Origin of the sequence: Aeromonas sp. V90_14, from assembly GCF_029967615.1 — a bacterium.
Lineage (GTDB): Bacteria > Pseudomonadota > Gammaproteobacteria > Enterobacterales > Aeromonadaceae > Aeromonas > Aeromonas hydrophila.
The window spans coordinates 80188-107140 of record NZ_JASCAS010000008.1; the positions used below are offsets into that span (position 1 = coordinate 80188).

24 protein-coding genes are annotated in these 26953 nt (G+C 55.3%); 12 read left to right on the plus strand and 12 right to left on the minus strand.

Features of this window, described 5'->3' with window-relative positions:
* The first annotated feature begins 6 nt into the window (after nucleotides 1-6).
* From QLG02_RS08495 to QLG02_RS08515, 5 genes are all read left to right on the plus strand, one after another.
* Nucleotides 7-1005 (plus strand): glycosyltransferase family A protein, encoded by a 999-nt coding sequence (locus QLG02_RS08495; RefSeq protein WP_282464978.1) that lies wholly within the window; start codon nucleotides 7-9, stop codon nucleotides 1003-1005.
* A gap of 106 nt (nucleotides 1006-1111) precedes the next feature.
* Complete coding sequence (locus tag QLG02_RS08500) at nucleotides 1112-1798, plus strand: class I SAM-dependent methyltransferase (RefSeq protein WP_282464979.1); 687 nt, start codon at nucleotides 1112-1114, stop codon at nucleotides 1796-1798.
* Nucleotides 1799-2066: 268 nt separating this feature from the next.
* Nucleotides 2067-3233 (plus strand): glycosyltransferase, encoded by a 1167-nt coding sequence (locus QLG02_RS08505; RefSeq protein ID WP_282464980.1) that lies wholly within the window; start codon nucleotides 2067-2069, stop codon nucleotides 3231-3233.
* Between the two features lie 155 nt (nucleotides 3234-3388).
* On the plus strand, nucleotides 3389-5017 hold the full coding sequence (locus QLG02_RS08510) for a hypothetical protein (protein WP_282464981.1): 1629 nt from the start codon (nucleotides 3389-3391) through the stop codon (nucleotides 5015-5017).
* Between the two features lie 89 nt (nucleotides 5018-5106).
* Complete coding sequence (locus tag QLG02_RS08515) at nucleotides 5107-5931, plus strand: class I SAM-dependent methyltransferase (protein ID WP_282464982.1); 825 nt, start codon at nucleotides 5107-5109, stop codon at nucleotides 5929-5931.
* A 765-nt stretch (nucleotides 5932-6696) separates the two neighbouring features.
* On the opposite strand, the gene QLG02_RS08520 is transcribed toward QLG02_RS08515, so the two are convergent.
* From QLG02_RS08520 to QLG02_RS08575, 12 genes are all read right to left on the minus strand, one after another.
* Nucleotides 6697-7620, minus strand: a complete 924-nt coding sequence (locus tag QLG02_RS08520) for a class I SAM-dependent methyltransferase (protein WP_282464983.1) — start codon at nucleotides 7618-7620, stop codon at nucleotides 6697-6699.
* Between the two features lie 21 nt (nucleotides 7621-7641).
* Complete coding sequence (gene pseC / locus QLG02_RS08525) at nucleotides 7642-8775, minus strand: UDP-4-amino-4,6-dideoxy-N-acetyl-beta-L-altrosamine transaminase (protein WP_282464984.1); 1134 nt, start codon at nucleotides 8773-8775, stop codon at nucleotides 7642-7644.
* On the minus strand, nucleotides 8772-9776 hold the full coding sequence (gene pseB / locus QLG02_RS08530) for a UDP-N-acetylglucosamine 4,6-dehydratase (inverting) (protein ID WP_024945564.1): 1005 nt from the start codon (nucleotides 9774-9776) through the stop codon (nucleotides 8772-8774). The genes pseC and pseB overlap by 4 nt, the downstream gene beginning before the upstream one ends.
* 221 nt (nucleotides 9777-9997) lie before the next feature.
* The gene (malZ, locus tag QLG02_RS08535; RefSeq protein WP_045788795.1) at nucleotides 9998-11827 is read right to left on the minus strand and encodes a maltodextrin glucosidase; all 1830 of its coding nucleotides are present in this window, start codon (nucleotides 11825-11827) and stop codon (nucleotides 9998-10000) included.
* A gap of 5 nt (nucleotides 11828-11832) precedes the next feature.
* Complete coding sequence (locus QLG02_RS08540) at nucleotides 11833-12681, minus strand: HDOD domain-containing protein (protein WP_017409738.1); 849 nt, start codon at nucleotides 12679-12681, stop codon at nucleotides 11833-11835.
* A gap of 70 nt (nucleotides 12682-12751) precedes the next feature.
* Complete coding sequence (locus tag QLG02_RS08545; RefSeq protein ID WP_016352339.1) at nucleotides 12752-13171, minus strand: META domain-containing protein; 420 nt, start codon at nucleotides 13169-13171, stop codon at nucleotides 12752-12754.
* Nucleotides 13172-13324: 153 nt separating this feature from the next.
* Nucleotides 13325-14704, minus strand: coding sequence for a molecular chaperone (gene yegD, locus QLG02_RS08550; RefSeq protein WP_282464985.1), 1380 nt, complete (start codon nucleotides 14702-14704; stop codon nucleotides 13325-13327).
* 91 nt (nucleotides 14705-14795) lie between these two features.
* Nucleotides 14796-15785, minus strand: a complete 990-nt coding sequence (locus QLG02_RS08555; protein WP_024945568.1) for a 2-hydroxyacid dehydrogenase — start codon at nucleotides 15783-15785, stop codon at nucleotides 14796-14798.
* Nucleotides 15786-15862: 77 nt separating this feature from the next.
* Nucleotides 15863-16342: a CreA family protein gene (locus QLG02_RS08560; protein ID WP_282464986.1), complete on the minus strand. Its 480-nt coding sequence runs from the start codon at nucleotides 16340-16342 to the stop codon at nucleotides 15863-15865.
* Between the two features lie 21 nt (nucleotides 16343-16363).
* On the minus strand, nucleotides 16364-16810 hold the full coding sequence (locus QLG02_RS08565; protein WP_282464987.1) for an Mpo1-like protein: 447 nt from the start codon (nucleotides 16808-16810) through the stop codon (nucleotides 16364-16366).
* Nucleotides 16811-16861: 51 nt separating this feature from the next.
* Nucleotides 16862-17719, minus strand: coding sequence for a hypothetical protein (locus tag QLG02_RS08570; RefSeq protein ID WP_017409742.1), 858 nt, complete (start codon nucleotides 17717-17719; stop codon nucleotides 16862-16864).
* 170 nt (nucleotides 17720-17889) lie between these two features.
* A complete protein-coding gene (locus QLG02_RS08575) occupies nucleotides 17890-18276 on the minus strand; it encodes a TraR/DksA C4-type zinc finger protein (RefSeq protein WP_010635769.1) in 387 nt (128 codons plus the stop codon).
* Nucleotides 18277-18744: 468 nt separating this feature from the next.
* Between QLG02_RS08575 and QLG02_RS08580 the strand changes: the two genes are divergently transcribed.
* From QLG02_RS08580 to QLG02_RS08610, 7 genes are all read left to right on the plus strand, one after another.
* The gene (locus QLG02_RS08580; RefSeq protein ID WP_011707799.1) at nucleotides 18745-20076 is read left to right on the plus strand and encodes a glutamine synthetase family protein; all 1332 of its coding nucleotides are present in this window, start codon (nucleotides 18745-18747) and stop codon (nucleotides 20074-20076) included.
* A 186-nt stretch (nucleotides 20077-20262) separates the two neighbouring features.
* Nucleotides 20263-21624, plus strand: coding sequence for an aspartate aminotransferase family protein (locus tag QLG02_RS08585; protein ID WP_042067130.1), 1362 nt, complete (start codon nucleotides 20263-20265; stop codon nucleotides 21622-21624).
* A gap of 54 nt (nucleotides 21625-21678) precedes the next feature.
* A complete protein-coding gene (locus QLG02_RS08590) occupies nucleotides 21679-22776 on the plus strand; it encodes a polyamine ABC transporter substrate-binding protein (RefSeq protein ID WP_016352333.1) in 1098 nt (365 codons plus the stop codon).
* Between the two features lie 117 nt (nucleotides 22777-22893).
* Nucleotides 22894-23979 carry a polyamine ABC transporter substrate-binding protein gene (locus QLG02_RS08595; RefSeq protein ID WP_011707796.1) on the plus strand — a complete coding sequence of 362 codons (1086 nt, stop codon included), beginning with the start codon at nucleotides 22894-22896 and terminating at the stop codon, nucleotides 23977-23979.
* Nucleotides 23980-24054: 75 nt separating this feature from the next.
* The gene (gene potA, locus QLG02_RS08600) at nucleotides 24055-25209 is read left to right on the plus strand and encodes a polyamine ABC transporter ATP-binding protein (RefSeq protein WP_011707795.1); all 1155 of its coding nucleotides are present in this window, start codon (nucleotides 24055-24057) and stop codon (nucleotides 25207-25209) included.
* Nucleotides 25206-26111 (plus strand): ABC transporter permease subunit, encoded by a 906-nt coding sequence (locus tag QLG02_RS08605; protein WP_017409743.1) that lies wholly within the window; start codon nucleotides 25206-25208, stop codon nucleotides 26109-26111. Before potA ends, QLG02_RS08605 begins: the two co-directional genes overlap by 4 nt.
* A complete protein-coding gene (locus QLG02_RS08610; protein WP_011707793.1) occupies nucleotides 26108-26950 on the plus strand; it encodes an ABC transporter permease subunit in 843 nt (280 codons plus the stop codon). Before QLG02_RS08605 ends, QLG02_RS08610 begins: the two co-directional genes overlap by 4 nt.
* Nucleotides 26951-26953 lie beyond the last annotated feature (3 nt).

Below are 26953 nucleotides of genomic sequence, written 5' to 3' on the forward strand. Positions count from 1 at the left end.
ATTGACATGAATAAGCTAACTGTTCTTATGCCAGTTTTTAATGCAGAAAAATATATATCTGCAGCGATTTGCTCTATATTATCTCAGACGTATGATGAATTTAATTTCATCATCCTTAATGATGGTTCAACGGATAGTTCCTTGTCTATTATTGAAGAATTCGCCGCTCTTGATAAGCGAATGGTTGTTAAATCTAATCTAAACAATCAGGGAATAGCAAAATGTCGTGATACACTATTGTCGTTGGTGGATACAGAGTATTTTGCATGGATGGATGCTGATGATATTTCACTGTCACATCGTTTCAAATCTCAAATTGATTATCTTGATGCTCATCCTGATGTAGGGGCAGTTAGCGCAGGGTATATCGACTTCGACTCACTGGGAAAATATATTCCAGAATCAGACCCAGATAAGATCGCAGTTAATATGCTTACGGGTAATGTGATTATCAATCCTGTTGCTATGGCAAGAACTGCTATCGCTAAAAAAATAGATTTTTCTTTTGAACGTTGCGGTGTGGTTAGTGCTACCGATTATGCATTTTGGGTGGCGATGAGAGATGCATCCAAACTAAAGGTGTTGCCTGAATGCTTGCTGATATATCGAACACATTCACAGCAAGAATCAAGTGCCAATGCCAGAAGGCAGCAGTATTCAGCAAAGATAATTGTGGCAAAGCAGTTCGCTTCGTTTGGACTCAATGTGGATGAGCGTGTTTTGGAGGATTTGGTTCTTTTCTCGGGTGATAAACCGTCGCAATATAGCCTTATTGAAATCGGTCGTTTGTATTCAAATCTAATTTCAAATAATGAAAAAAATGAAATGTTTTTTCAGCGCTTATTGATATCAAGTTTGTCTGCACGATATATGTCATACTGTAAATTTTATGGTCTAGTTGGTGTATTTAATTATTTAAAGTTTATGGGGTTGAAAAGTCTGCTGGATAAAAAAAACTTTGGATTTGATTTTTTAATTCGTTGCCTTACATATCAATCTAAATAATAGAATAAAATTATATCCTTATAATTTTAAAGATGAATATGTTGTGTCATCATATATTAATTATTATTTGGTATGTATACATTTTTCTGTTAGTTAGGAGCCCGAAATGGGAAATAGCGAATTTCATTGTCCATTGTGTGACTATCATGGGGAGCTACGTATATTTCGTGGTCGCTTGCATGCTCAATGCCCTAATTGCTTTAGTCTTGAGCGACATCGTTTCCAATTTTTCGTATTGCAACAAAGGTTTGATGAACAGACAATGAAAAGCATGAGTGCTTTGCACTTTGCGCCAGAGTTATGTATGCGAACTTATTTCTCAACCCATTTTGGACAGTATAAAACTGCTGATCTAATGATGAATGGTGTTGATTATAAGGTTGATATCCAATCATTACCATTCAGTGACGAGAGTTTTGATTTTATCTTCGCTTCACATGTGTTGGAGCATATTCAAAATGATATAAAGGCTTTGACAGAAATATATAGAATACTAAAGCCAAATGGAATGGCTATATTACCAGTTCCTATTATCCGTGAGCATACAGTGGAGTATGATGAACCAGACCCGTTGCAAGATTATCATGTTCGTGCACCTGGGGTAGATTATTATGACAGGTACAAGATGATATTTTCATCTGTTGAAATAGTAAGCTCTTTTGATGTCGACCCAAATATACAACCATTTATATATTCAAAAGAGGAATATGTTGTCCGCGATGATGAGTGGGTTCATCCATACTGGGTTGAAGGGCGTAAGTTTATAGATAGTATGCCGATATGCTATCGTTGAGCCAAGCATACAGAATAAAAATAGTGATAGATATTTAATGGACAGGTAGTGGTGGTTTCCCATGCGTATTGTTGATATCACGCAATGGTCTGCCAATCCGAAAGTGATATTCCTATATTCTATATGCAGAGCAAGTCCCTCAACTGTTGACGATGCCAGTATGTGAATTTCCAATGGGTATAGTAATAAATAATTTTAGCGCTTATTTATTAATAGTCTGTTTGGGCGTTTGACAAGTTGAATGATATAATCTAGGGGTTTCACGATAATGCAAAAAATTATTATATTTCGAACTCTTCTTTTACCATATTCTGAAACATTTATTTCAGATCAAGTTCGTCATCTTAAAAATTGGTCTGCTACTATGTTAGGTGAAGCTAAGCTGGAAAGTGGACTATCACTTGATGGGTTAAATGTTGAAACTCTATTGGAGAGTGAAGCTGATCATTATGCGCTCTCAAGGCAGAGAGCGTTGAATGATTATATAAATTCAGCGCTGTTATCTAGAGCTGACTCATATAGAAGGGCTGGATATAACTTAATTCATGCGCATTTTGCTGTTGATGGATTGAGGGTGTATCCGTTAGCCAAGGAAATAGATGTGCCACTGATAATTACATTGCATGGATATGATATAAATATCTATAAGGAATGGTGGCATAATGGGCTTGGTGGAAGATCTATGGCCTCTTATCCTGATAAATTAATTGCCATGGCAAAAGAAGATAATGTCTATTTTTTAGCGGTTTCTGAGGCAATAAAGGCCCGTGCTGTTGAGTTTGGAATACCTGAGGAAAGGATAAATGTTAGCTATATTGGTGTCGATTGCGATCGGTTTAAGCCATCACATATCTCTATGTCGCAGCGAAATCAAGTCCTGTTTGTCGGGAGACTAGTGGAAAAAAAAGGATGCCAGTATCTTCTCTCGGCATTTTTGGAAATTCAGGATAAGTATCGAAATGTGAAATTAGTGGTGGTCGGCTCGGGACCGCAAGAGGAAATGCTCAAAAGCTTTGCCATTAAACATAACATCCGGGTGGAATTCTTAGGGGCAATCGGTCGAGAAGAGATACAGCAGGAGCTATCAATGTCTCGTGTTCTATGCCTGCCAAGTATTACTGCAGAAAATGGTGATGCTGAAGGCTTGCCCATCGTTGTGTTAGAGGCACAGTCTTGTGGTGTGCCAGTTATCACATCTGCTCGTGGTGGGGCGACTGAAGGCATAGTGGATGGTGTTACTGGCTATGCGCATGAAGAGAAAGATATTAACGAGATATCCAGGCTTTTGGATAGGGTTTTATCAGACCATGTGCTTGCAGAAAGATTGGGCGCTAATGCTAGAGACCATATATTAAAAAATATGAATATTAAAAGCTGCATGCAACGACTAGAGACTATTTATGATCAAATTTACCATGCGAGTCGCATTGATTGAACTAAATAGTCTATAAATAGATTCGATATTTGTTATTTTAAAAAGCCTAACGTTTGGTTAAAGCATAACTGATGATCTGGAAGTAGTGTTAAGAAAATTTCATATGTTGCATTTTTTATGCAGCCCCTCATGGGTGATGTGGAGTGAGAGTATACATGAAAAATACATACCTATTCTTTATTAGAAATCCAGAGCTTGGTGGTGCTCAAACATATTTCATTCGCGTCATTGAATACCTGCTATCTATGGGGGAGGAGGTCGCGGTATTAGCAAATAAAGGCGATTACGTTGCTAACTACTTTGACAAAGCCACTCATAGTATTGATGTTATTTATATTCCAGAAGATATGGATTACTCATTATGGAAGACACCTATCGCTAGAGAGATAATTTCCCAGTATGGTGCTCAGTTGCGCGCAAGCAGGCATGGTTTTCTTAGAGTAGTGACCTATAATGTGCCTAATGTCCTGTTTTCAATATTTTTATTCAATCAGGAACATAATTGGTCCTTGACAACAATTACTATGCACCATGAAGAGTGGACGCATTGGGAGCCTTCTGTTGGTTTCGTGCAAGAAGAGTGTATGAATCCTCACTATCGTAATATCTTGTGGGATGAATATAAGTATTTATTAGTCCAACTGGATAAGGCGCACAGTTTATTTTGGGGCGGGTATCTGGTTAAACAGTATATGAATTATGTTTTTAAGCATAATTTTTATGTCGACAAAATATGCCATACACCCACAGAAAAAATTATTTCATTGTGTTTATCAAAACCGGGTAGCCTTCAATTAAATATACTATGGTGTGGTCGTTTTGATTCATTTAAAAGTCCAGGCTTAGTTCAATTTGCCTATGAATTAGAACAGTACTCTGCGTTAAATCCTAAACTTTCCATCTCGCTTCATTTAGTTGGGCAGGGCAACAGCAAAGCGCAGGAGTATATTGAAAGTGCGATGGGGGAAATTAATGGGATCAATATCATTTTTGACGGTGAGATACCTTTTTCTGATATGCCTCAGTATATATCTGAGGGGAGGTTCGACTTTGGTATTGCGATGGGAACGACGCCATTGCTTTTTGGGTCTTTAGGGTTGCCAACTATTTTGATTGATGTCGGCCCGATTAGTTTAATGTCAAAAATGAAAGGTACTTGGCTACATGAGACGGATCTAAATATTACCGCCGGTTATGGATTAGTATTAGATGTACTGGGCGAGGACACAACTAAGCTTTATGGCCGACAATCATACTATGATTTAATAAGTGATTACATGTCATGGAATTCAATGACATGGTGTGATGTTTCTCAAAAAACCATTGACTATGTGAAACGAAACCATGCTGCCGAATCGGTGTTTTCTATGGTAAAAAAATCTATAGATCACACAACTTACGCTGTTTTTGATGTTGCTTTTCCTGCACCTATAGCAATATCGTTGTTGCAGCGATTATTACAGCACAAGGGGGCTATTTATATATTTGGTGCCGGTGGATTAGGCTGTAATTTCCACGAAATATTTAATGAATATTGTCGGAAATATCCAGAGTACAGTGTAATTAAAATTACTGGTTATGTAGACAATTCATGGAGTAAAAATGGCACTCAGGTCGGCGCATTGAAATGTCAGCATATAAGTGCTGTTAATATTCTTGACTCCTTCTTTTTTGTTGCTTCGGATTACTATGCCGCGATTATTAAACAATTAGAATCTCTTGGTGTTGCCAATGATAACATATGTAATGTTGGTCAATATTTACGGCAAGTTGGTTATATGTGAGCTAAAAAGGTAGCATCGCTTTAAAAATAATCAGTCATAATTTTTAATAATCATAATCGATACTGCAAAGCAATCAAGTTTATTATGTAATGGCCAAGATTTCTGCCATCTCTAATAAGGGGATACGATTGAAAGTAATAAATTGGACACGGAACGATTTTTATAAAATTTTGGCAGCGGCATTTTCTTCACTTGGTATCCAACCACGTTTGACTGAACTTGGCGTTTTGCGTGGTGAGAATGCGATGGTGATGTACCAAATTATGCAGCCAAGTCACATGACATTGGTGGATAGTTGGCTTGCGTTACCACCACTTCCACAATTAGGAGCTTACAGTCCATTTGACAAGTTGCCAAGTTGGGTTAGTGATCCAGACGTGTTCGCCGATTATTTTGGTGGCTCAATGCGCGAGCAAACAACTTTCGACGCGTTGTATGAGAGTTGCTGTGAACGCTTCAAAGCGATATCGAATATTCGTATGTTGCGCGCGTCAACGGAGGTTGCCTTTGAGTCTCTAAAGGCGGAGGGAGCACATTTTGAGTGTGTATATGTGGATGCAAACCATCAATATGAGTGGGTATTGCGTGATCTGATGTTATATCAGGAGCTTGTCTCGCCCGATGGCTGCATCATGCTCAACGATTGTGCCTTTTCGAATGACGGTATGCTGCAGAATCTTGGCGTACTTGAAGCCGTAGCTCATTTCATCAAGCGATCACCGTTTCGGCCGATTGCGATGACGGTTGGAGCTTTTGCAGATCTGATCCTCGTAAGGGAGGGGTCACGCCTCGAGGATATTTGTGATCAACTGTTTGTGGCTTCCGATGTGAATTGGGTTGAGGTACCTGACCAACTACTTGGCGCAGCTAAAGTTGTTACTGGAGCCAGACGATTCAACGTCAGTTTTATCTAAGTAAGTAATATGTGATATCAACCTATACCGCATCGAGAGTGGCTATATGGCAATTAAACTTTTTATTGAACTGACATAAGTGGATTGATATGGCTAACAATTCTATGAATGAAAAATTATCGATTCAATCACGTGATGGTTAATCGGTTTATACATCCAATAAAAAATCAGACAATCCTCAACTACTGAAAACTTTAGTTCAGCAATTATCTCCATTATTTAGTAAGGCGTAGTATAGGTACAGCCGAAAATCATTGTAGCTTATTTATATGTACAGTTAGGGCTGTTGGATGTGATTAATGGCACTAATTGGAAGCAGGGTATCAATATTTACAGGCCCTATATGTGGTATCAAATTGCCATTGATTCCTGATTATGCCACGAATAATACCAATATATTTTTATCCTGACTGTGCTAGCCTTCAACAGCATAGTCAATTGACTCAATATCTCGATTTAGCCGGGATAAAGATTGTTTTAAATTATCAATCTTTGTATTACAGCCCATATGTTCAGGGCTGTATGATAGACACCCGCAACCCAGTTCGGATGATTTCGCAAATTCTATTGTCCGTTTGCCGATGTGTTTTGATTTGTCGAATGTTCAGGTCGATACTGTCTGTGAGCGGATAATTAGTTTTATGTATAGTTATCAATAGCGTGCAGGTGAAAAAATGATAGTTTACATTTTATAGGTATGAAAGAGGCTTTTATATCTCCTTATTCCATGACCATGGCAGCATGGAGTGTACATGATTTAATTTATTATTGGAGAGCATCATCACTGTTTTTAATCAGCGCAAAACTCAAGCATTCAGAAATGTCCATCGTCAGATAAATAATTCGGTAGTTACATTCCACACAAAATTCATGCACTGCTTCGATGACGCCATAGCGATATTGGGAACGCCAGTTTCCCTGAATGTAGTCGTGGCCAGCAATAATACCGGCTGATTTTACCTTTCGATCACAGGCTCTGAGTTCTTCTCTGGTCAATTCATAACTGTGTGTCGTATCGATATATACCCAATCAAAGGTCTGATCCGGAAAACTCTCCAGCGCTTCCAGAGAGGGTTTTCGGTGAATAATTACCTCCCCACACTGTTGTTGCTGCTGAAAATGGTTTTTGACGCTCAGGTACAACTCTTCGCCGTAGCGATCCGAACTCCATATATCCACCAGATGTAACTGAGCAGGAGCACAGATATCTACGATCTGGCGACTGAAATCACCAGCAGCCACGCCAAGTTCGGCTACGACGCCCTGGGTAGGTAATTTCTCGAGCAGTGCCAACCGATCGGTCAACAGGGCTGCACCCTCGATATGGTGCTGTAGTAAGGGGATCTTCGGCAGCGAATCCTCGCGTTTGGAACGCACTGCTTGCAGGGCATTTTCATATTCGCGGCTGGTTTGCACGACGATCTCGTCAAACTCTTCGACCGGAATCCCCGGCTTGATGCCATAACTCGCTAGAGTCTGGTTGATCTCGCTCACAAAGCAGCTTGCAATAATGATTTTATCAAATTGAAGCCCCGCAAGCTGACTGGGGTGATACACCGGCTTGTTCATCCAGTGCGAGCCCTGTTTGGCCGGATCACTGTCAACAAAGCCCTGCAGCGTATGGTTCAATGCCAATGCCGGTAAGAAATGAAGTGCTTGGGTCGAGGTCCCGTAGATCAGAATGTGCATAAGGCGCTCCGCGGATCAAGATCAGAATGTTGGCAACAAATAGGCGTGTATGAGGTCTTGCTGGGCAGAGCTCAAGCTCGGAAAGAGCGGCAAGGTGATGGCACTGGCATAGAACTGTTCGGCATGCAGTAATGATGTTTGCTGTTTGTGCTGATACCAAGGCTGCTTGTAGATTGGCATATAGTGCACGTTGACCCCGATGCCATGATCGTGTAGTCGCTGGAACAGGTCACTGCGTTGTTCGGGGGCAACATGGTGTACATACAGGTGGAAGGCGCTGCGTCGTTCTTCGCCGAAATAACGGGGCAGACGCTCAGGAGACAAAGCTTCAAAGTAACGATGGGCAATTTCGCCCCGCTTGGCGATCCAACTTTCTAGACTCGCCATCTGGCTCAACCCCAGCGCGGCCTGGATGTCGGTCATCCGGTAGTTGAAGCCCAGCATTTGCTGCTCGTAGTACCAAGGGCCATCTGGCTCATTGATGAAGTCGGCCGGATCCCGTGTGATGCCGTGGCTGCGCAGCATGCTCATGGTTTTGGCAAGCGCAGGGTCATTGGTCATCGCCATGCCGCCCTCGCCGGTGGTGATGATCTTCACCGGGTGGAAGCTGAAGACGGTGATGTCACTGTAGCGGCAGTTGCCGGTGGGTTCACCGTGATAGCGGGCGCCGAGGGCATGACAGGCATCCTCGATGATCCGAAAACCGTACTCTTGTCCCAGGCGATGGATCTCTTTCATATCGCAGGGCAGGCCCGCGAAGTGTACCGGGATGACCACCTTGGGCAGACATCCTTGAGCCTTGGCTGCTACCAGCTTGCGCTCCAACTCCATGGCGCACAGGTTGCCGGTATCGGGCTCGATGTCGACGAAATCGACTTGGGCTCCGCAATAGAGAGCGCAGTTGGCAGAGGCGACAAAGCTGATGGGGGAGGTCCAGACCCAGTCACCCGGGCCGACACCCAGTGCCAGACAGGCGATATGCAAAGCGGCCGTACCTGAGTTGACCGCCACCCCGAAGCGGGCACCACAGTAATCCGCCACTGCCTGCTCGAAGCGCGGCACCACGGGCCCTTGGGTGAGAAAATCGGATCGCAATACTTCGACCACGGCTTCGATATCCGCTTCGCTGATCGACTGTCTGCCGTATGGGATCATTCCATTACCACCTTGCTGTTCAATTCTTTCAGCTGTTCAACTGTCAGGAAATCCTCGTTGTCACGGGAGTTGTACTCGAATCCCTGGGCCACCATGGCTCCCTTTTCACCTGAGGCGGTGACGGAGAAGTCATTGTTGCGATTGTTGAAGTTGATGGTCGGTCCGATGATGAAAAAGTCGTCGAACTCGAAGGTGTGGTAGGAGTCGTCACACGGGCACATCACTTCATGCAGTTTTTCACCCGGGCGGATGCCGATGATCTCCTGGTCCAGCTGAGGGGCCATGGCGGTAGCTAGGTCGGTTATGCGCACCGAGGGCAGCTTGGGCACAAAAATCTCCCCCCCCTTCATGCGCGGGAAGTTGTTCATCACGAAGTCCACCCCCTGCTGCAGGGTGATCCAGAAGCGGGTCATCTCGGTGTGGGTGATGGGCAGGGTAGTGGCGCCCTGATCGATTCGTTTCTGGAAGAAGGGCACCACAGAGCCGCGCGATCCCACCACGTTGCCGTAGCGCACTACCGCAAAACGGGTTGGATCCTGGCCGGCGATGTTGTTGGCGGCGACGAACAATTTGTCGGAGGCCAGCTTGGTGGCGCCGTACAGGTTGATGGGGTTGGCGGCCTTGTCGGTGGAGAGGGCGATCACCTTCTTGACCTGATTGAGCAGGGCGGCCTGGATGACGTTCTCGGCCCCGTGGATATTGGTCTTGATGCACTCCATGGGGTTGTATTCGGCAGCCGGCACCTGCTTGAGCGCCGCCGCGTGCACCACATAGTCGACCCCGCGCATCGCCATGGTGAGCCGGTTGGCATCCCGCACGTCACCGATGAAATAGCGCATGCAGGGGGCGTTGAAGACCTGCTGCATCTCGAACTGTTTCAGCTCGTCGCGGGAGTAGATGATCAGCCGTTTCGGCTTGTAGCGTTCCAGCACTGTCTTGACCAGCATCTTGCCAAACGAGCCAGTGCCGCCGGTAATCAATAGGGTTTTATTGTCGAACATGACGGATTCTCGCTAGTGATGCCAAGTGACAAGCAATTTATGTGCCTTGGGCCAGTTTAGCCGAAAAGGGGCTGATGCGGCCTTGTATGATGCCAGTTTTATTCCACTCTGAGTGAACTAACTAGATGATTCATAGAGAAATCCAACCCAGCTCAAACAACTTTATGCGATCTCGGGGGCTTTAACAAAAAGCGGAACACAGGGTTCCGCTTTTTTGACGCCTAGCTGGAGAGCAGTACTCTGGCGGAGTTGGCGGGGATGGTGAGCTGTATCTCGCCCTGCACCACTTCGAACTTGTCGCCGTTGAAGGCGTCGGTGAAGCGGCTGGCGGGGCTGGCGGTCTGCCACAGGGGCAGGCTGATGGTGCGCGGCTCGCTGGGGTGACGGTTGCAGGCCACCACCACCTGATCGCTTTGCAGGGTGCGAGCAAACACATAGCTGTGCGGGCCGGCATAGAGGGTCTGGATGTCGCCGCGGCGCAGAGCCGGGCGCTGTCGGCGGATCTGGATCAACCGGCGGTAGTGGTCGTGCAGCACGTGATCCCAGGCGGTGGTCTCCCACGGGAAGCAGCGGCGGCAGTCCGGATCGTTGCCGCCAGAGAGCCCCACTTCATCGCCGTAGTAGATGGAGGGCACGCCGATGTAGGTGAGCAGCAGGGTGGCCGCGAGCCGCATCCGCTGTTTGTCTTCCCCCAGCAGGTGGAGGAAGCGAGCGGTGTCGTGGCTGTCCAGCAGGTTGAACTGGGCCAGCTGGTTTTTGAACGGAATGTGGGCCCTCGCCAGCTTGAGCCAGCGATCCAGCTCTTCGGCGCTGATCTTGATGGGGTGGTAGGCGATGTCCTGCCCCGCTAGGAAGGCGCGGATCGGGTGGGCGAAGCCGTAGTAGTTCATGGCGCCGTCCTCCTGATCCCCCTGCAGCCACTGGCTTGCCTCGAAGAAGTGCTCGCCCAGCACGTAGGCGTCCGGGTTCTCCTGCTTCACCGCGCCGCGAATGGCGCGCACGTGGCCGCGGTTGCCTTCGGCTGTGCCGCGCTCCCCCAGCATGTGGATGACGTCGAAGCGCCAGCCGTCGATCTGGTAGGGGGCGCGCATCCAGTAGCGCAGGATGGCGTCGTCGGCGCGATAGACTGCATCCTGCACCTGTTCGCTGGAGAAGTCGAGCTTGGGCAGGCTGCGGATGCCTTTCCAGCTGACGTAATCCCCCTCGTTGTCAAAGGTGTAGAAGCTGCGCCACGGTGAGTCTGGGTTGCTCTGGGCGCCGAGCGGCGGGCAGAACCAGGGGTGCTCGGTCGAGGTGTGGTTGACCACCGCATCCAGGATGATCTTCATGCCGCGCTGGTGCAGGTTGCGGGTCAGCTCGGCAAACTGGGCGTTGGTGCCGAGGTGCGCATCCACCTTGAAGTAGTCCTGGGTGTCGTACTTGTGGTTGCTCGGCGAATCGAAGATGGGGTTGAGATAGAGCGCCGTTACCCCGAGGGATTGCAGATAGTGCAGCTTGGCATCGATGCCCGCCAGGTCGCCACCGTAGAATTCGCAGGCGCCGTGGCCCTCTTCGTGGCGGCTGACCGGCTCGCCCCACGCCTTGCTGATCACCGCCTTGCCGCGGTACTCGTACTCGTGATGCTTGACGCTGAGCGACGGGTCGCCGTTGCAGAAGCGATCGGGGAAGATCTGGTAGAAGACCTGATCCTGCACCCAGGCCGGTGGCTGGTGTAGGCTGTTGAAGCGAAAATGTTGTTCGCGCGGCGGCATGGCGGCGCTGACGCCGGCCCCGTGCAGCCACCACTGCTCCTCATCGGTCAGACACTTGAAGCAGTAGAGGTGAATGTCCTGCCCCTTGATGAGCGGCAGGGTCGCCTGCCATACCTGCAGCCGGTCGCGGGTGGAGACCGCCGTCATCGGGATCAGGTACTCCTCGTTGTCCGGCTCATGGCGCAGCCACACCTCGCGGATCGGGGCATCCAGCTCGCTGAACAGGGTCAGTTGCAGGGCATCGGCGCTCTCTTTGAACCAGGGCGCCACCTGGGGATGAAACAGAAATGGATGGGTCATGATGCTTATTGAGTCAGAAGATCGGCGAGGGCGTTGCCCTGTTCATGCAAGGTTTCGAGCTGGCCGGCGAGCGACTTGGGATCCAGCCCCAGCTGGTCGGCCAGTGGCTTGGGGAAGCGGGCGATGATGGCCTGGGCCGGCACTCCCGCGTTCCAGGCGAAGGAGATGAAGACCGCCAGGCGGATCAGCACCGCCTCCTTGCTGACCGGGTCGTGGGAGAGGGGATCCAGCTGCTGGGAGATGGCATCGACGAAGGCCTCGGAGAGGTTCCAGCGCCGTGCCAGCTCGGCGCCGAGCTGGGCATAGTCGTAACCCAGCATCTCGCGCTGGGCCTCGACCCGGCTACTTCCCTTCTGGATCGCCAGACTGATGAGCTCCGCCTCTTCCGGCAAGGTGCTCTGGATCAGCAGCTCGCCAATGTTGTGGATGAGGGCGCAGGTGAAGGCGGTCTCGGGATCGAGCACCTTGGCCTCCTGGGCCAGGGTCTTGGCGATGGTGGCGACCTGGAAGGTCTCGGTCCAGAACTTGTTCTTGTCGAAGCTGGGAGGCGCCTTGAAGCTGCCGATGATGCCGGAGGCGACCACCACAGATCGTAGCCGGTTGAAACCGAGGCGGATCACCGCCTGTTCGATGGAGGTGACTTCGTTGCCACGGCGCAGGGCGGCCGAGTTGGCCATTCGCAGCACCTTGACGCTGATCACCTGGTCCATGGCGATCTTGGCCGCAATCTCGTCGATGCGGGCATTTTCATCGCTGAAGCTCTGCATCAACTCATGCAGCAGTTGCGGGATAGTGGGGAGTTGTTTGATCTTGTCAAACAGACGGTCCATCGACATGGCTGAGGCAGCCTCCATTGCGAGCACTGCCTCATATTGTGCCACAGGCGGGGCACATGTTCCTGTTTGTGATGCCGGTTTGTGAGCCCTAGAGCACCCAGTCGCGCAGGGTGTATTCCAAACGATGCCGTTTGCCCTGCAGGATCAGGGTCTGGGTAGTGCCGTCCAGGGTGGCCCCTTCGGTGAGGGTGGTCAGCACCGCCTGCTCCACCGCATCGAGCGGGGCCAGACAGGCCATCTCGGTGCTGCCCAGACTGGTCACCCAGAACTTGTTCCCCTCGAGGTGGCCCTGTCCGAAGTAGCGGTTGCAACCGGCGATGCCGTTGACGGTGAAGTGCTCACCTATCTCGAAGTCGGGCGGGTTGTCTCGCGGCGCGGCAACGGGCTGGCCATCCAGCTTGTCGAGCACCCAGTGGTGGTGCTGCAGGTCTTGCGAGGCGAAGCGGGGAGTACTGCTGCAGGCGCTGAGCAGAAGCAGGGCGAGCAGCAGTAGCAAGAATCTGGGCATGAAAGGGCTCCGGTTGTGGGAGTGACAAGCATACCCTCTGTGCGCGCCCTCAGGCAGGGCGAGGGGGAGCGCCCCCGACTGCTTCTGTCGCCCTGTGGGTGGGGCCTGTGTCGTTAAATGGCAACACAACCCCCATGCCTGGCTGCACTTGGGTCAGATCGGGGTGGGCTGACTGTTGCCAAACAGCCGCTCGGCGTAACGGGCCAGGCCGGAGGCGACCGAGCCGAAGTCATCACCCCCTTCCAGCGGCACCTGGGGCAGCTTCTGGCGGATGAAGGCCTGGATCAGCGGGGAGCGGGCGCTGCCGCCGGTGATGAAGACTCGATCCGGTTGCACGCCGGCGGCGGCGATGGCTTCATCCATCAGCTCGCCAATTTTCTCCAGCAGCAGGGCAGAGGCATTGGCCAGCTGTTCGCGGGTCAGCTCCGCCTCCAGCCCTTTTTCCAGCTCGCTCAGCGATTGGTGATTGGATTCCTGCGTCGAGAGGGCGATCTTGCCCTGCTCGGCACGCCACACCAGCTGGTGGCTGAGCTTGTGGGCGCGCAGGCTGGCGAGGCGGCCCAGCTTGCTGCCGGGCTGGCTGTCGAGCTGTAGATCCTGCAGCTGGCGGGCGGTATCCAGGCTGTAGAAGCGGCTCTGGGCGCTGACGTCGTTGATGGCGGCGGCGTCCCAGAACAGCGGGTGGGGCAGTGGCTTGCCGGTCTTGAGGGTCTCGTGCATGCCGAGCAGCGGCATCATGCCTTCGACCGTCAGCCGGATGTCGAAGTCGTTGCCGCCGATGCGCTGGCCGCTGTGGCCGAGCAGATCGCCGTCGCGATCGAGCCGGTCGCGGTGGCTCGGGCCCATCCGCAGCACCGAGCAGTCGGTGGTGCCGCCGCCGATGTCCACCACCAGCACCACCGCATCCTCGGTCAGGCGGGCCTCGAATTCGAAGCCGGCCGCCACCGGCTCATAGAGAAACTCCACCTGCTCGAACCCGGCGAGGCGGGCCGCTTCGCTCAGGATGGCGATGGCCTGACGGTTGCTCTCTTCCCCCGCCAGCCCCTGGAAGTTGACCGGGCGGCCGACCACGGCGCGGCGGATCGGCGCACCGAGCTGCTGCTCCGCTTCGCGCCGCACGTGCAGCATCATGGCGCAGACGATGTCTTCGAACAGGGCGATCTGCGGTGCCTTGAGGCCGTAGGCGCCGAGGAAGGATTTCGGCGACTTGAGGTAGTAGCCGTCGTCCGGCTCTTCCAGATAGCGCTCCAGCGCCGCGGCGCCGAAGCTGAGCTCGTCGATCAGCCCCTCTTCGCGCATCTGGCGGCGTACCGCCTGGGCCCGGGTCACCACGGGGCCGCGCAGCTTGAGGTACTCGCTCTGCTGGGCGGGGGCCAGCCCTTCGGCCAGCAGGCCGGCGATGGCATCCCGGTGGGGCGCGTGCAGGGTGGAGGGAAGGTAGTGGGCACCGCTCAGGTTCAGCAGCCTGGGGCTGCCTTGTTCCATCACGGCGACGGCACAGTTGGAGGTACCGTAATCAAATCCGATAAACATGGGCAGCCAGACTCCTGAGCAAAAAAGGGCTGGTAGCCTACCCGAAGGCGCCGGGTCTCACAACCCGGCGCCTCGCTTATTGCGCGGTGGTTTACTCCACCTCGTTGTCGCAGCGACCCTGACTGTCGATGGCGCGGATGTTGCTGAGGGTGGTGTCGGCGATGGCGTGCAGCGCCTCGCGGGTCAGGAAGGCCTGGTGACCGGTGAACAGCACGTTGTGGCAGGCCGACAGGCGGCGGAACACGTCATCGGTGATCACCTCGTTGGACTTGTCGGCGAAGAAGAGATCTTCTTCTTCCTCGTAGACGTCCAGCCCCAGCGCGCCGATGCGGGCGGTCTTGAGCGCCTCGATGGCGGCGTTGGAGTCGAGCAGGCCGCCCCGGCTGGTGTTGATGATCATCACCCCGTCCTTCATCTTGGCGAACGCCTCCTTGTTCAGCAGGTGGTAGTTCTCCTTGAACAGCGGGCAGTGCAGGCTGATGACGTCGGACTGGCGGAACAGGGTATCGAGATCCACGTACTCGGCGCCGAGATCGATGGCCGCCTGGTTCGGATAGGGATCGCTCACCAGCAGGCGCATGCCGAAGCCCTTGAGGATGCGCAGGGTGGCTATGCCGATCTTGCCGGTGCCGATGATGCCGGCGGTGCGGCCGTGCATGTTGAAGCCGACCAGCCCCTCCAGCGAGAAGTTGGCGTCACGGGTGCGCTGATAGGCTTTGTGGATGCGACGGTTGAGGGTCATCATCAGGCCCACCGCGTGCTCGGCGACCGCTTCCGGGGAGTAGGCGGGTACCCGCACCACCTTCAGCCCCAGCTCCTTGGCGGCGGCCAGATCCACGTTGTTGTAGCCGGCACAGCGCAGGGCGATCACCTTGGTGCCATTAGTTGCCAGCTCGGTCAGCACCTCACGGTCGGCATCGTCGTTGACGAACAGGCACACCACGGGGAAGCCGTGGGCCAGCCGGGCAGTCTTGGCCTCCAGCCGCACGTCGAAGAACTCCAGTTCATAACCGTACTGGCTGTTGGCCTGATTGAAGTGCTCTTTGTCGTAGCTCTTGGTACTGAAAACGGCGACTCTCATGGTGCGCTCTCCGCAGATAATGATGTAGTTAAATTACAACAAATGTTGGTCGTCATCACGGGATAAATGGTGGGGATTCAGCCCCACGGCATGATGGGCACGGCGCTGACCGCGCTCTTGTAAGAACCATCCACCAGTTTGGTGCTGTAAGTCAGATAAACCAGCGCGTTGCGCTTCTGATCGTAAAAGCGCACCACTTTCTGCTCCTTGAACACCAGCGAGGTACTGACGTCGAACACCTCTTCCCCCGCTTTCAGCTTGGCGGGCAGGGTGATGGGGCCGATCTGGTGGCACGAGAGGGAGGCGTGGGAGGGATCTTCCGCCAGCCCGAGCCCGCCCTTGACGCCGCCGGTCTTGGGGCGCGCCAGGTAGCAGGCGACGCCGTCGATGCGGGGATCGTCGAACGCTTCCACCAGGATTTTGTGGTTGGGGCCAAACAGCTTGAAGGCGGTGCTCACCTCGCCGACCGGGTCGGCCTTGTCGGCCAGCGCCGGGCCGGCAACCAGTGTACCCAGCAGCAGTGGCAGGGCGCGAGCAAGGATCTGAGGATGTCTCATGGTCTCTCCTGTTGGCTTCCCTCAGTAGGGAATGCCCAAACGACGATAGAGGCTGGCCAGCACCCAGGCGGGGCCGATCAGCAAAAACTGCAGGTCGGCGAGGAAGGAGGGACGCTTGCCCTCGATCTTGTGACCGACGAACTGGGCTATCCAGAGCAGCACGAACCCGGCCAGCGCCGGCCACAGCAAGGGGCCTTGCCAGCTGTGGCAAATGACCAGCCCCAGCGCGGTCAGCACCGTCATGCCCACAAACAGCGCAAACGACAGCCGCAGGTAGAAGGCCAGCACCGGGATGGCCGCCAGCGCGGCCCAGTTGAGCGACGGCGGCAGCGGCCCGGCTGGCAGGCACCAGAGCAGGGCCAGGGCACAGAGATAGATACCGGGCACTGCCAGCTTGTGGATCGCCACATTGACCGGGTGCCGGTGGCTCTGGCTGTACAGTTCAAACCACTCCTCGATTCCCTTCATGGCACCTCCCTGGCGCGCTGTGGGTGCCACCCCTGTTGAGGTGGCCGACTCTTATCCCTGCGGGGGATACTCCCAATATTGGGCCGGAATGGATTTTAGCAACGGTGTCATGTCGGGATTGGGCAGGGAGATGGTGACCCGCCGTTCGAGATTGGCGCTGGCCAGGGCCTCGCGGATCTTGGGGTTCTCCCGGAAGAATTTCATGAAGCTGCCGTCGGCATAGGCCCGCTCAAGCCCGGTCTGGATCGCCTTGGCCAGCTTGGGGGATTCCGGGCTGACGAAGAAGAACTCGGCGAAGGGGTAGCGGATCAGCAGGTGCTGATCGATGACCAGATTGGGATATTGCGCCACCAGCTCGCTGCGCTCGGCGAAGATCTCCACCAGGTTGCGCGGGAAGAAGTCCAGCTTGTCGCCGTCGTTGATCAGCCGAAACAGGTTGCTGTAGCGCCCCGAATAGGTGGGGATGCCGGCGTTTTCGAGGATCTTATTGTCGGCCCAGCCCACCCCTTGCGCCGCCTTCAGCTGCTTGAGATCGGCCAGCGAGTTGATCTGGTTGAACTTCTCCTGGGCATCGGCGTGGATGAAGGAGAGCCGCAGCCCTTCCAGACCGCGAAACAGCGGGATCGGCACGGCGATGAGCGAGGATTCGAGGGCGCTGGAAGTGCCCATCCAGAACACATTGATGGTTTGGCCCTTGCTCAGCTGTTGCTGCAGGCTGTACTGGTTGAGGTTGAGTTCGACCTGCTTGATGCGAAACGGCTGGCCGGCATGGGTCAGCGCCAGTTCCAGCAGCTTGAGCTGGTACTCTTTGTCGAGGTCGTTGATCGGCCGGCTGGGAACCTTGACCGTGAGGGTCTGTGCTTGTGCCAGCAACGGCAGACACAAGCACAGTTTGAGGAACCATTTCACTCTCTGCTCTCCTGTAGATTCCGGGCTTGCCCGGAGTCTAACAGAACTTGTCACTCTCTTGCTGCGTAGCCGTGACCCGCCAGGGTGAGCAGCCTGGTGTCCTCATTGTCACCTGCATGCCCGCCCCGCTGGCGACGCTCGTCGAGCGAATGTGAGCAGGCAGCGAGGCGTCAGGCGACGCGACGATACACGTGGGTATCGTTGAACTCCTTGGTGCTCTGGCATTCAACGCAGAAGCGGGACTCGGGACGAGCCTGCAGCCGCTTGAGGGAGATCTCGTCACCGCAGGATTCGCAGTAACCGAAATCCCCTTCGCTGATGCGCTTGAGGGCACCACGCAGCTTGCGCAGATGCAGCTTGTCATGCTCGATGCGGTTCAGCTCCAGACGACGGGCTTCCTCGATGCTGGCACGGTCAATTTCATCAGCCATCTCGTTGGTATCGGTGGCGATGGCCTGGCTGGCCTGGGAGTTGAGGCGATCTTCGAGTTCGAGGATCTGGCGCTCGATCTGTCCCTTGTAAAAGGCCAGTTGGTCTTCAGTCATGAAATCACACATACGATTTACTACCAGTCAGTTTACTAACCCAATTATCCCTGTTTATGGGGGCTGTCTGCCTGCAGACCAAGCCCTGTGTCCTGAATTTGCACCAAATCCAAGCAGGAGAGTGCAAATCAGGGCGGGCCTTGTACCAAAAAAATGCAGGCATGCAAAGCAAAGAGGACAAGTATTGTGCGCCCTTGCAAAAAAATGACCCGATTCAGACAGGGTCTGACTGAGAACATGGGGGATCCTGCAAGCTTGTTGGCACCGGGCTTGCAGTGAGTCGTTATCACGCCAGGGTGTTTAGTATTTGTCCCCGCGATGGTCATTATATGCGCCGTTATTTATAGTTTTTTAAACACCACCGCTTGACATTGCCCCTGATGGCGGGCTTTTATGGTGGTGTTGATTACAATTTGATAACAAGGGTGTTCCATATATTAGACACCCTTGCCAATGGCAACCGTAGAGTCGGGGTTTAACATGGACAGTATCAAGGGCTGGATGGAGAGCAATCGCATCACGGAAGTGGAGTGCCTGTTTCCGGATTTCACCGGCAATGCCCGAGGCAAGATCATTCCAGCCAACAAGTTTCTGCGCGAGGGGGGCATGCGGCTGCCCGAGGTCATCTTCACCCAGACGGTGACCGGCGAGTATCCGGATGACGACAGCATGATCGACCCGCTGGAGCGGGACATGCAGCTCTATCCCGATCCCAACACCATTCGTTTCGTACCCTGGGCGCTGGAGCCGACCGCCCAGGTGATCCACGACTGTTTCGATATCAATGGCAAGCTGATCGACATCGCGCCGCGCTCCGTGCTGCGTCGGGTCCTGTCATTTTACGAGAAGCAGGGCTGGAAGCCGGTGGTGGCCCCCGAGCTGGAATTCTACCTGGTCAAGCGCAACGAAGACCCCGACTATCCGCTGGTGCCGCCGGTAGGGCGCAACGGCCGCCCCGAGACGGCCCGCCAATCGTTCAGCATCGACGCGGTCAACGAATTCGACCCCATCTTTGAAGACATGTACGACTACTGCGAGGCGCAGGAGCTGGAGGTGGACACCCTGATCCACGAGTCCGGCGCTGCCCAGATGGAGATCAACTTCCTGCACGGCGACGCTGTCGATCTGGCGGATCAGGTGTTCCTGTTCAAGCGCACCATGCGGGAAGCGGCCCACCGCCACGGGATTTACGCCACCTTCATGGCCAAGCCGATGAGCGACGAGCCCGGCTCCGCCATGCACATTCACCAGAGTCTGGAAGATGTAAATGGCCGCAACCTGTTCGGCACCGAGAACGGTGGCCACTCCGAGCTGTTCATGCACTTCATCGCCGGCCTGCAGAAATACACGCCGGCGGTGACCGCGCTGCTGGCCCCCAACGTCAACTCCTACCGCCGCCTCACCTTTGGCGAGAGCGCGCCGCGCAACGTGCAGTGGGGGGTGGAGAACCGCACCTGCGGGCTGCGGGTGCCCTTCTCCGAGGCCAGTGCCCGTCGGGTGGAGAACCGCTTCGCCGGCGCCGACGCCAACCCCTATCTGGCGCTGGCTGCCACCCTGGCCTGCGGCTACCTCGGCATGATGGAGAAGCTGGAACCGCTGCCGGAGATGAAGTCGAGCGCCTATGAGCTGCCCTACAGCCTGCCCCGCTCGCTGGAGGAGGCGTTGAGCCACCTGGAGCAGTGCGACCCCATCAAGGAGATGCTGGGCGAGCGCTTTACCCGCGCCTTCGTAGCGGTCAAACGCAAGGAATATGAGACCTACTTCGGGGTGATCAGCCGCTGGGAGCGGGAGTTCCTGCTGCTGAACGTGTGACCCGGATGCGCGCCGGTCGCGCATCACCCTGCCCGGAGGGGCCGCCGGCCCCTCCCGCGTGAATCGAGACAGTTGGGGCGCAGGCACTGCACGACACCCGGTGCGTCACCGTGACCGGGGGAGTGTCCGCCCCTCATCAACTGACCAACAAACATCGCTTAAATCGAAGGAACCGAGGAGCAAGCAATGCAGCATACCACCCGTGAGTGGCAGCAACTGGAAGCCAGCCATCACCTGCATCCGTTTACCGATTTTCAGGCACTGAACAAGAAAGGCAGCCGCATCATCACCCGGGCCGAAGGCGTCTATCTGGAAGACTCTGAAGGCAAGCGCATTCTGGACGGCATGGCCGGCCTGTGGTGCGTCAACCTGGGCTATGGCCGCCAGGAGCTGGTGGACGCTGCCACCCGCCAGATGCAGCAACTGCCCTACTACAACCTCTTCTTCCAGACCAGCCACCCGCCCGCTGCCGAGCTGGCGACCCTGCTGGCCGAGATCACGCCGCCGCACCTCAACCACGTCTTCTTCACCGGCTCGGGCTCCGAGTGCAACGATACCGTGCTGCGCATGGTGCGCCACTACTGGGCCAGCAAGGGGCAGCCGGACAAGCAGGTGATCATCAGCCGCCACAACGCCTACCACGGCTCCACCGTGGCGGGCGCCAGCCTGGGTGGCATGAAGGGGATGCACGCCCAGGGCGGGTTGCCGATCCCCGGTATCGTGCACATCGACCAGCCCTATCACTTCGGCGAGGGGCAGGGGATGAGTGCCCATGAATTCGGGCTGGCCCGTGCCCGTCAGCTGGAGGAGAAGATTCTGGAACTGGGGGTAGACCAGGTAGCCGCCTTCATCGGCGAGCCGATCCAGGGCGCCGGCGGCGTCATCATCCCGCCCGACAGCTACTGGCCGGAGATCCAGCGCATCTGCGACAAGTACGGCATCCTGCTGATCGCCGACGAGGTGATCTGCGGCTTTGGCCGCACCGGTCACTGGTTCGCCAGCGAAGGCTTCGGCATCAAGCCGGATCTCATGTGCCTGGCCAAGGGGATCACCTCCGGCTATCTGCCGATGGGGGCCGTGATGGTGGGGGACAGGGTCGCCAAGGTGCTGGTGGAAGAGGGGGGCGAGTTCAACCATGGCTTCACCTACTCCGGTCATCCGGTGGCCTGCGCCGTGGCGATTGCCAACATTACGCTTATGCAAAACGAAAGCATAGTTAAGCGAGTTCATGATACCATCGGCCCCTATTTGCAGCGCCGCTGGGCGGAGCTGGCGGACCATCCGCTGGTGGGCGAAACCCGTGGCAAAGGCCTGGTGGCCGCGCTGGAAATAGTGCAGGACAAGCAGACCAACAGCCGCTTCCCGGCTGGGCTGCAGGCCGGTATGACCTGTCGGGAGTTCTGCTTTAACAATGGCTTGGTGATGAGGGCGGTCGGCGATACCATGATCATATCGCCCCCCTTGGTGATCACCGAGGAACAGGTGGATGAATTGGTCAATCTGGCCAGGCTCAGTCTCGATCTGACGGCGGCAAAGCTGCGGGGATAGGCGGGCGCCGGGCAGGTTGGCTTGCGCATACAATTTGCTTAGGAGACAAGGACGATGTCTTTCAAAACGGGAATGATTGCAGCCTCTGTGGCACTGGTCATGATGAGTACCGGGGCGATGGCCGAGGACAAGGTGTTGCACGTCTACAACTGGAGCGATTATATCGCGCCAAACACGCTGGAAGACTTCCAGAAAGAGACGGGCATCAAGGTGGTCTACGACGTGTTCGACAGCAACGAGGTGCTGGAAGCCAAGTTGCTGGCCGGCAGCTCGGGCTATGACATCGTCGTGCCGTCCAACCCCTTCCTGGCCAAGCAGATCAAGGCGGGCGTGTTCCAGAAGCTGGACAAGTCCAAGCTCTCCAACTGGCAAAACCTGGATACCTCGTTGCTCAAGGCGCTCGAACCGAGCGACCCGGGTAACCAGTACTCCATTCCTTACCTGTGGGGCACCATCGGTTATGCCTACAACCCGGAGAAGGTGAAAGCCGTGCTGGGTGACAAGGCGCCGGTGGATTCCTGGGATCTGGTGTTCAAACCGGAAAACATGGCCAAGTTGAAGGAGTGCGGTGTCTCCTTCCTCGACTCGCCGACCGAAATGCTGCCGGCCGCCCTGCAATACCTGGGCTTCAAGCCGGACAGCCAGAAGCCGGACGAGCTGAAGAAGGCGGAGGAGCTGTTCCTCTCCATCCGTCCCTATACCGCCTACTTCCACTCCTCCAAATACATTTCGGATCTGGCCAACGGCAACCTGTGCGTGGCGGTCGGTTACTCCGGTGACTTGCAGCAGTCCAAGTCACGGGCGATCGAGGCCAAGAACGGCGTCAACCTGACCTACGTGATCCCGAAAGAGGGGGCTGGCAGCTTCTTCGACATGCTGGCCATCCCGGCCGATGCCAAGAACGTGGAAGCGGCCCATGTGTTCCTGAACTACCTGATGAAGCCGGAGGTGATCGCCAAGATCTCCGACGCCGTCAGCTACCCGAGCGGCAACAAGGCCTCCGTGCCGCTGGTGTCCGAGAAGATCCGCAACGATCCGGGCATCTACCCGAGCGACGAGACGCTGGCCAAGATCTACACCTTCCCGGATCTGCCGGCCAAGGTGCAGCGTCTGATGACGCGTAGCTGGACCAAGATCAAGTCAGGCAAGTAAGTGACGAGTGCCCCTCCCGGTCCGCAGTTCGGCCGGGAGGGAGGTGACCCACCCGACAGGTTGGACGGCGCGTAAGGATGCGCGACTGGCAAATCACACATTAAGAGGACTGAGTAAGTGCACACAACCAAGATAGTGACGATGGCCCTGGCTCTGGGGTTGGCAAATGTGGCTCAGGCAGCCCCTGTGGTCCACTTTTACAACTGGTCCGACTATATCGGCGAGACCACCCTCAGCGACTTTCAGCGGGCGACCGGGATCCAGACCGTCTATGACGTGTTTGATTCCAACGAAACCCTCGAAGGCAAGCTGCTGACCGGACGCACCGGTTACGATCTGGTGGTGCCCTCCAACAATTTCCTGGCCAAACAGATCAAGGCGGGGGCCTTCCAGAAGCTGGATCCCGCCCTGCTGCCCAATCTGGCCAACCTGGATCCCGTGCTGCTCAAGCAGCTCGACAAGGTGGATCCGGGTCATCAGTACGCCGTGCCCTATCTGTGGGGCACCAACGGCATCGGTTACAACATCGACAAGGTCAAGGCCGTGCTGGGGGTCGACAAGATTGATTCCTGGGCCGTGATCTTCGAACCGGAAAACATGCAGAAACTGGCCCGTTGCGGGGTCGCCTTCCTCGACTCGGCAGACGAGATGATCCCGGCGGCGCTCAACTATCTGGGGCTCAACCCCAACAGCCAGGATCCGGCGGATCTCAAGCGTGCCGAGGAGCAGCTGCTCAAGGTGCGTCCCTACGTGGCCTATTTCCACTCCTCCAAGTACATCGGCGATCTCGCCAACGGCGACATCTGCGTGGCGGCCGGTTTCTCCGGCGACATCCTGCAGGCGGCGGCCCGTGCCGACGAAGCCGGCAAGGGGATCAAGATCGCCTACAGCATACCGAAGGAGGGGGGCAACCTCTGGTTCGACATGATGGCGATCCCGGCCGATGCCACCAACGTGAAAGAGGCGCACGCCCTCATCAACTACGTGCTGCAGCCCGAGGTGATTGCCCAGATCAGCAATCATGTGGGTTACGCGAACCCCAACGCCAAGGCGGGGGAGTTCATGGAGGAACACGTGCGCAATGACGAGTCCGTCTATCCACCCCAGGCGGTGCTGGAGCGGCTGTATGTGCAGCAGGCACATCCCCGCGCGGTGCAGCGCCTGATCACCCGGAGTTGGACCAAGATCAAGTCCGGAACCTAACCTTGGCGCCCATCCCGGGGCGCCAGACTGTTTTATGGATCGGCCCCGGCCGGTATTACCTTTGGGAGTTTGGTAATGGCGATAGCCTCCAGTGCCTACAAGAAAGCCCTCGAGGGCAGCCAGCAACGCAAAGAAGTGCTGGTCAAGATAGACAGGGTAAGCAAGCAGTTCGATGAAACGCTGGCGGTCGACAACGTGTCCCTCAACATCCACAAGGGCGAGATCTTCGCCCTGCTGGGCGGGTCCGGCTCCGGCAAATCGACCCTGCTGCGGATGCTGGCGGGGTTCGAGCGTCCCACCGAGGGACGCTTGTTCCTCGACGGGGTCGATATCACCGACATGCCGCCCTATGAACGCCCCATCAACATGATGTTCCAGTCCTACGCCCTGTTCCCCCACATGACGGTGGCGCAGAACATCGCCTTCGGCCTCAAGCAGGATGGCCTGCCCAAGGCGGAGGTCGATGCCCGGGTGGAGGAGATGCTCAAGCTGGTACAGATGACCCAGTATGCCCGTCGCAAACCCCATCAGCTTTCCGGTGGCCAGCGCCAGCGGGTGGCGCTGGCGCGCTCGCTGGCCAAGCGGCCCAAGCTGCTGTTGCTGGATGAGCCCATGGGGGCGCTGGACAAGAAGCTGCGCTCCCAGATGCAGCTCGAGCTGGTCGAGATCATCGAGCGAGTCGGGGTAACCTGCGTCATGGTGACCCACGACCAGGAAGAGGCGATGACCATGGCCGAGCGGATCGCCATCATGCACCTGGGTTGCATCGAACAGATCGGCAGCCCGATGGACATCTATGAAACCCCGGCCAGCCGGCTGGTGTGCGAGTTTATCGGCAACGTCAACCTGTTTGACGGTCTGCTGGTGGAGGATGAGCAGGACCACGCCACCATCGCCTGCGCCGATCTGGAGCAGCCCATCTATGTGGGCCACGGCATCAGCTCTCGCGCCGAGAACAAGAAGGTCACCTACGCCCTGCGGCCGGAAAAACTGCTGATGAGTCTGCAAAAGCCGGTGGAGATCGAGCATCCGGACTTCAACTGGACCAAGGGCGAAGTCTATGACATCGCCTATCTGGGCGGTCATTCGGTTTATCACATCCAGTTGCCTTCGGGCAAAATCGTTCAGGCTTTCATCGCCAATGCCGAACGCCACGGCAAGCGGCCGACCTGGGATGACCAGGTGTTCCTCTACTGGGAAGATGACAGCGGCGTGGTGCTGCAATCATGATGGCATTGAGACGACTGAAGGCACTGGGGGGGCGGCAGCTGGTGATCGGCATCCCGTTCTTCTGGCTGTTCCTGTTCTTCCTGCTGCCCTTCATCATAGTGGTGAAGATCAGCTTCGCCGAAGCGGACGTGGCGATCCCGCCCTACACCGACGTGGTGAGCTGGGCCGACGATCAGCTCACCATCTTGCTGCACATGGGCAACTACCTGCTGCTGCAGGAAGATGAGCTCTACATCGCGGCCTATCTCGGTTCCCTCAAGATGGCCTTCATCAGCACAGTGCTCTGTCTGCTGATCGGCTATCCGATGGCCTACTCCATCGCCCGGGCCAACAAGGAGACCCAGACCGTTCTGCTGCTGCTCATCATGATGCCGACCTGGACCGCGATCCTGATCCGGGTCTACGCCTGGATGGGCATTCTCAGCAACAACGGCCTGCTCAACAGCCTGTTGATGGGCATCGGCCTCATCAACGAGCCGCTGCAGATCCTCAACACCAACCTGGCGGTCTACATCGGCATCGTTTACTCCTACCTGCCGTTCATGGTGCTGCCGCTCTACGCCAACCTGGTCAAGCACGACCAGAGTCTGCTGGAGGCGGCCTCCGACCTCGGTGCCCGCAACCTGACCCGGTTCTGGCAGATCACGGTGCCGCTCTCCAAGAACGGCATCATCGCCGGCTGCATGCTGGTGTTCATCCCGGTAGTGGGCGAGTTCGTCATTCCGGAGCTGCTGGGCGGCCCCGAGACCCTGATGATCGGCAAGGTGCTGTGGCAGGAGTTCTTCAACAACCGCGACTGGCCGGTGGCGTCCGCTCTGGCGGTGGTGATGCTGGCGGTGCTGATCATTCCGATCATCCTGTTCAACCGCAACCAGGCCAAAGAGCTGGAGGGTAAAGTATGAGGCGCTTTGGTTTTGCCAAGCTGATGCTGTGGTTGGGGCTGCTGTTCATCTACCTGCCGATGATCATCATGGTGATCTACTCCTTCAACGCCTCCAAGCTGGTGACGGTATGGGGTGGCTGGTCGCTGAAGTGGTATTTCGGCCTGCTCGACAACAAGCAGTTGATAGGTTCGGTACTGCGTTCGCTGGAGATCGCCTTCTATACCGCCATCGCAGCGGTGGCGCTGGGGACGGTGGCGGCCTTCGTGCTGACCCGGATCCCGCACTTCCGTGGCCGGACCCTGTTCGGCGGCATGGTGACGGCGCCGCTGGTGATGCCCGAGGTGATCACCGGTCTCTCCTTGCTGCTGCTGTTCGTGGCCATGGCCCAGCTGGTGGGCTGGCCCGCCGAGCGGGGCATGGTGACCATCTGGATCGCGCACACCACCTTCTGTACCGCCTATGTGGCGATCGTGGTGTCGGCCAGACTGCGGGAGCTGGATCTCTCCATCGAGGAGGCGGCCATGGATCTGGGGGCCAAACCCTGGAAGGTGTTCTTCCTGATCACCATCCCGATGATTGCCCCGTCGCTGGCGGCGGGCGGCATGATGTCGTTTGCCCTGTCGCTGGATGACCTGGTGCTGGCGAGCTTCGTCTCCGGCCCGGGTTCGACCACCCTGCCGATGGAGGTCTTCTCGGCGGTGCGGCTCGGGGTGAAACCCGAGATCAACGCGGTGGCCAGCCTCATCCTGCTGTCAGTATCGCTGTTCACCTTCGGCAGCTGGTATCTGATGGCCAAGGCGGAGAAACGTCGCCGCGCCGAGATCGCCATGACCACCCAGATGCAGGCAGTCGCCTGACCT

Excerpts from the sequence above, each read along its gene's own strand:
- QLG02_RS08495 (WP_282464978.1), top strand. The coding sequence starts at position 7 with ATGAATAAGCTAACTGTTCTTATGCCAGTTTTTAATGCAGAAAAATAT.
- QLG02_RS08500 (WP_282464979.1), top strand. The coding sequence starts at position 1,112 with ATGGGAAATAGCGAATTTCATTGTCCATTGTGTGACTATCATGGGGAG.
- QLG02_RS08505 (WP_282464980.1), top strand. The coding sequence starts at position 2,067 with ATGCAAAAAATTATTATATTTCGAACTCTTCTTTTACCATATTCTGAA.
- QLG02_RS08510 (WP_282464981.1), top strand. The coding sequence starts at position 3,389 with ATGAAAAATACATACCTATTCTTTATTAGAAATCCAGAGCTTGGTGGT.
- QLG02_RS08515 (WP_282464982.1), top strand. The coding sequence starts at position 5,107 with ATGGCCAAGATTTCTGCCATCTCTAATAAGGGGATACGATTGAAAGTA.
- QLG02_RS08520 (WP_282464983.1), bottom strand. The coding sequence starts at position 7,620 with ATGCACATTCTGATCTACGGGACCTCGACCCAAGCACTTCATTTCTTA.
- pseC (WP_282464984.1), bottom strand. The coding sequence starts at position 8,775 with ATGATCCCATACGGCAGACAGTCGATCAGCGAAGCGGATATCGAAGCC.
- pseB (WP_024945564.1), bottom strand. The coding sequence starts at position 9,776 with ATGTTCGACAATAAAACCCTATTGATTACCGGCGGCACTGGCTCGTTT.
- malZ (WP_045788795.1), bottom strand. The coding sequence starts at position 11,827 with ATGACCCATCCATTTCTGTTTCATCCCCAGGTGGCGCCCTGGTTCAAA.
- QLG02_RS08540 (WP_017409738.1), bottom strand. The coding sequence starts at position 12,681 with ATGGAGGCTGCCTCAGCCATGTCGATGGACCGTCTGTTTGACAAGATC.
- QLG02_RS08545 (WP_016352339.1), bottom strand. The coding sequence starts at position 13,171 with ATGCCCAGATTCTTGCTACTGCTGCTCGCCCTGCTTCTGCTCAGCGCC.
- yegD (WP_282464985.1), bottom strand. The coding sequence starts at position 14,704 with ATGTTTATCGGATTTGATTACGGTACCTCCAACTGTGCCGTCGCCGTG.
- QLG02_RS08555 (WP_024945568.1), bottom strand. The coding sequence starts at position 15,785 with ATGAGAGTCGCCGTTTTCAGTACCAAGAGCTACGACAAAGAGCACTTC.
- QLG02_RS08560 (WP_282464986.1), bottom strand. The coding sequence starts at position 16,342 with ATGAGACATCCTCAGATCCTTGCTCGCGCCCTGCCACTGCTGCTGGGT.
- QLG02_RS08565 (WP_282464987.1), bottom strand. The coding sequence starts at position 16,810 with ATGAAGGGAATCGAGGAGTGGTTTGAACTGTACAGCCAGAGCCACCGG.
- QLG02_RS08575 (WP_010635769.1), bottom strand. The coding sequence starts at position 18,276 with ATGTGTGATTTCATGACTGAAGACCAACTGGCCTTTTACAAGGGACAG.
- QLG02_RS08580 (WP_011707799.1), top strand. The coding sequence starts at position 18,745 with ATGGACAGTATCAAGGGCTGGATGGAGAGCAATCGCATCACGGAAGTG.
- QLG02_RS08585 (WP_042067130.1), top strand. The coding sequence starts at position 20,263 with ATGCAGCATACCACCCGTGAGTGGCAGCAACTGGAAGCCAGCCATCAC.
- QLG02_RS08590 (WP_016352333.1), top strand. The coding sequence starts at position 21,679 with ATGTCTTTCAAAACGGGAATGATTGCAGCCTCTGTGGCACTGGTCATG.
- potA (WP_011707795.1), top strand. The coding sequence starts at position 24,055 with ATGGCGATAGCCTCCAGTGCCTACAAGAAAGCCCTCGAGGGCAGCCAG.
- QLG02_RS08605 (WP_017409743.1), top strand. The coding sequence starts at position 25,206 with ATGATGGCATTGAGACGACTGAAGGCACTGGGGGGGCGGCAGCTGGTG.
- QLG02_RS08610 (WP_011707793.1), top strand. The coding sequence starts at position 26,108 with ATGAGGCGCTTTGGTTTTGCCAAGCTGATGCTGTGGTTGGGGCTGCTG.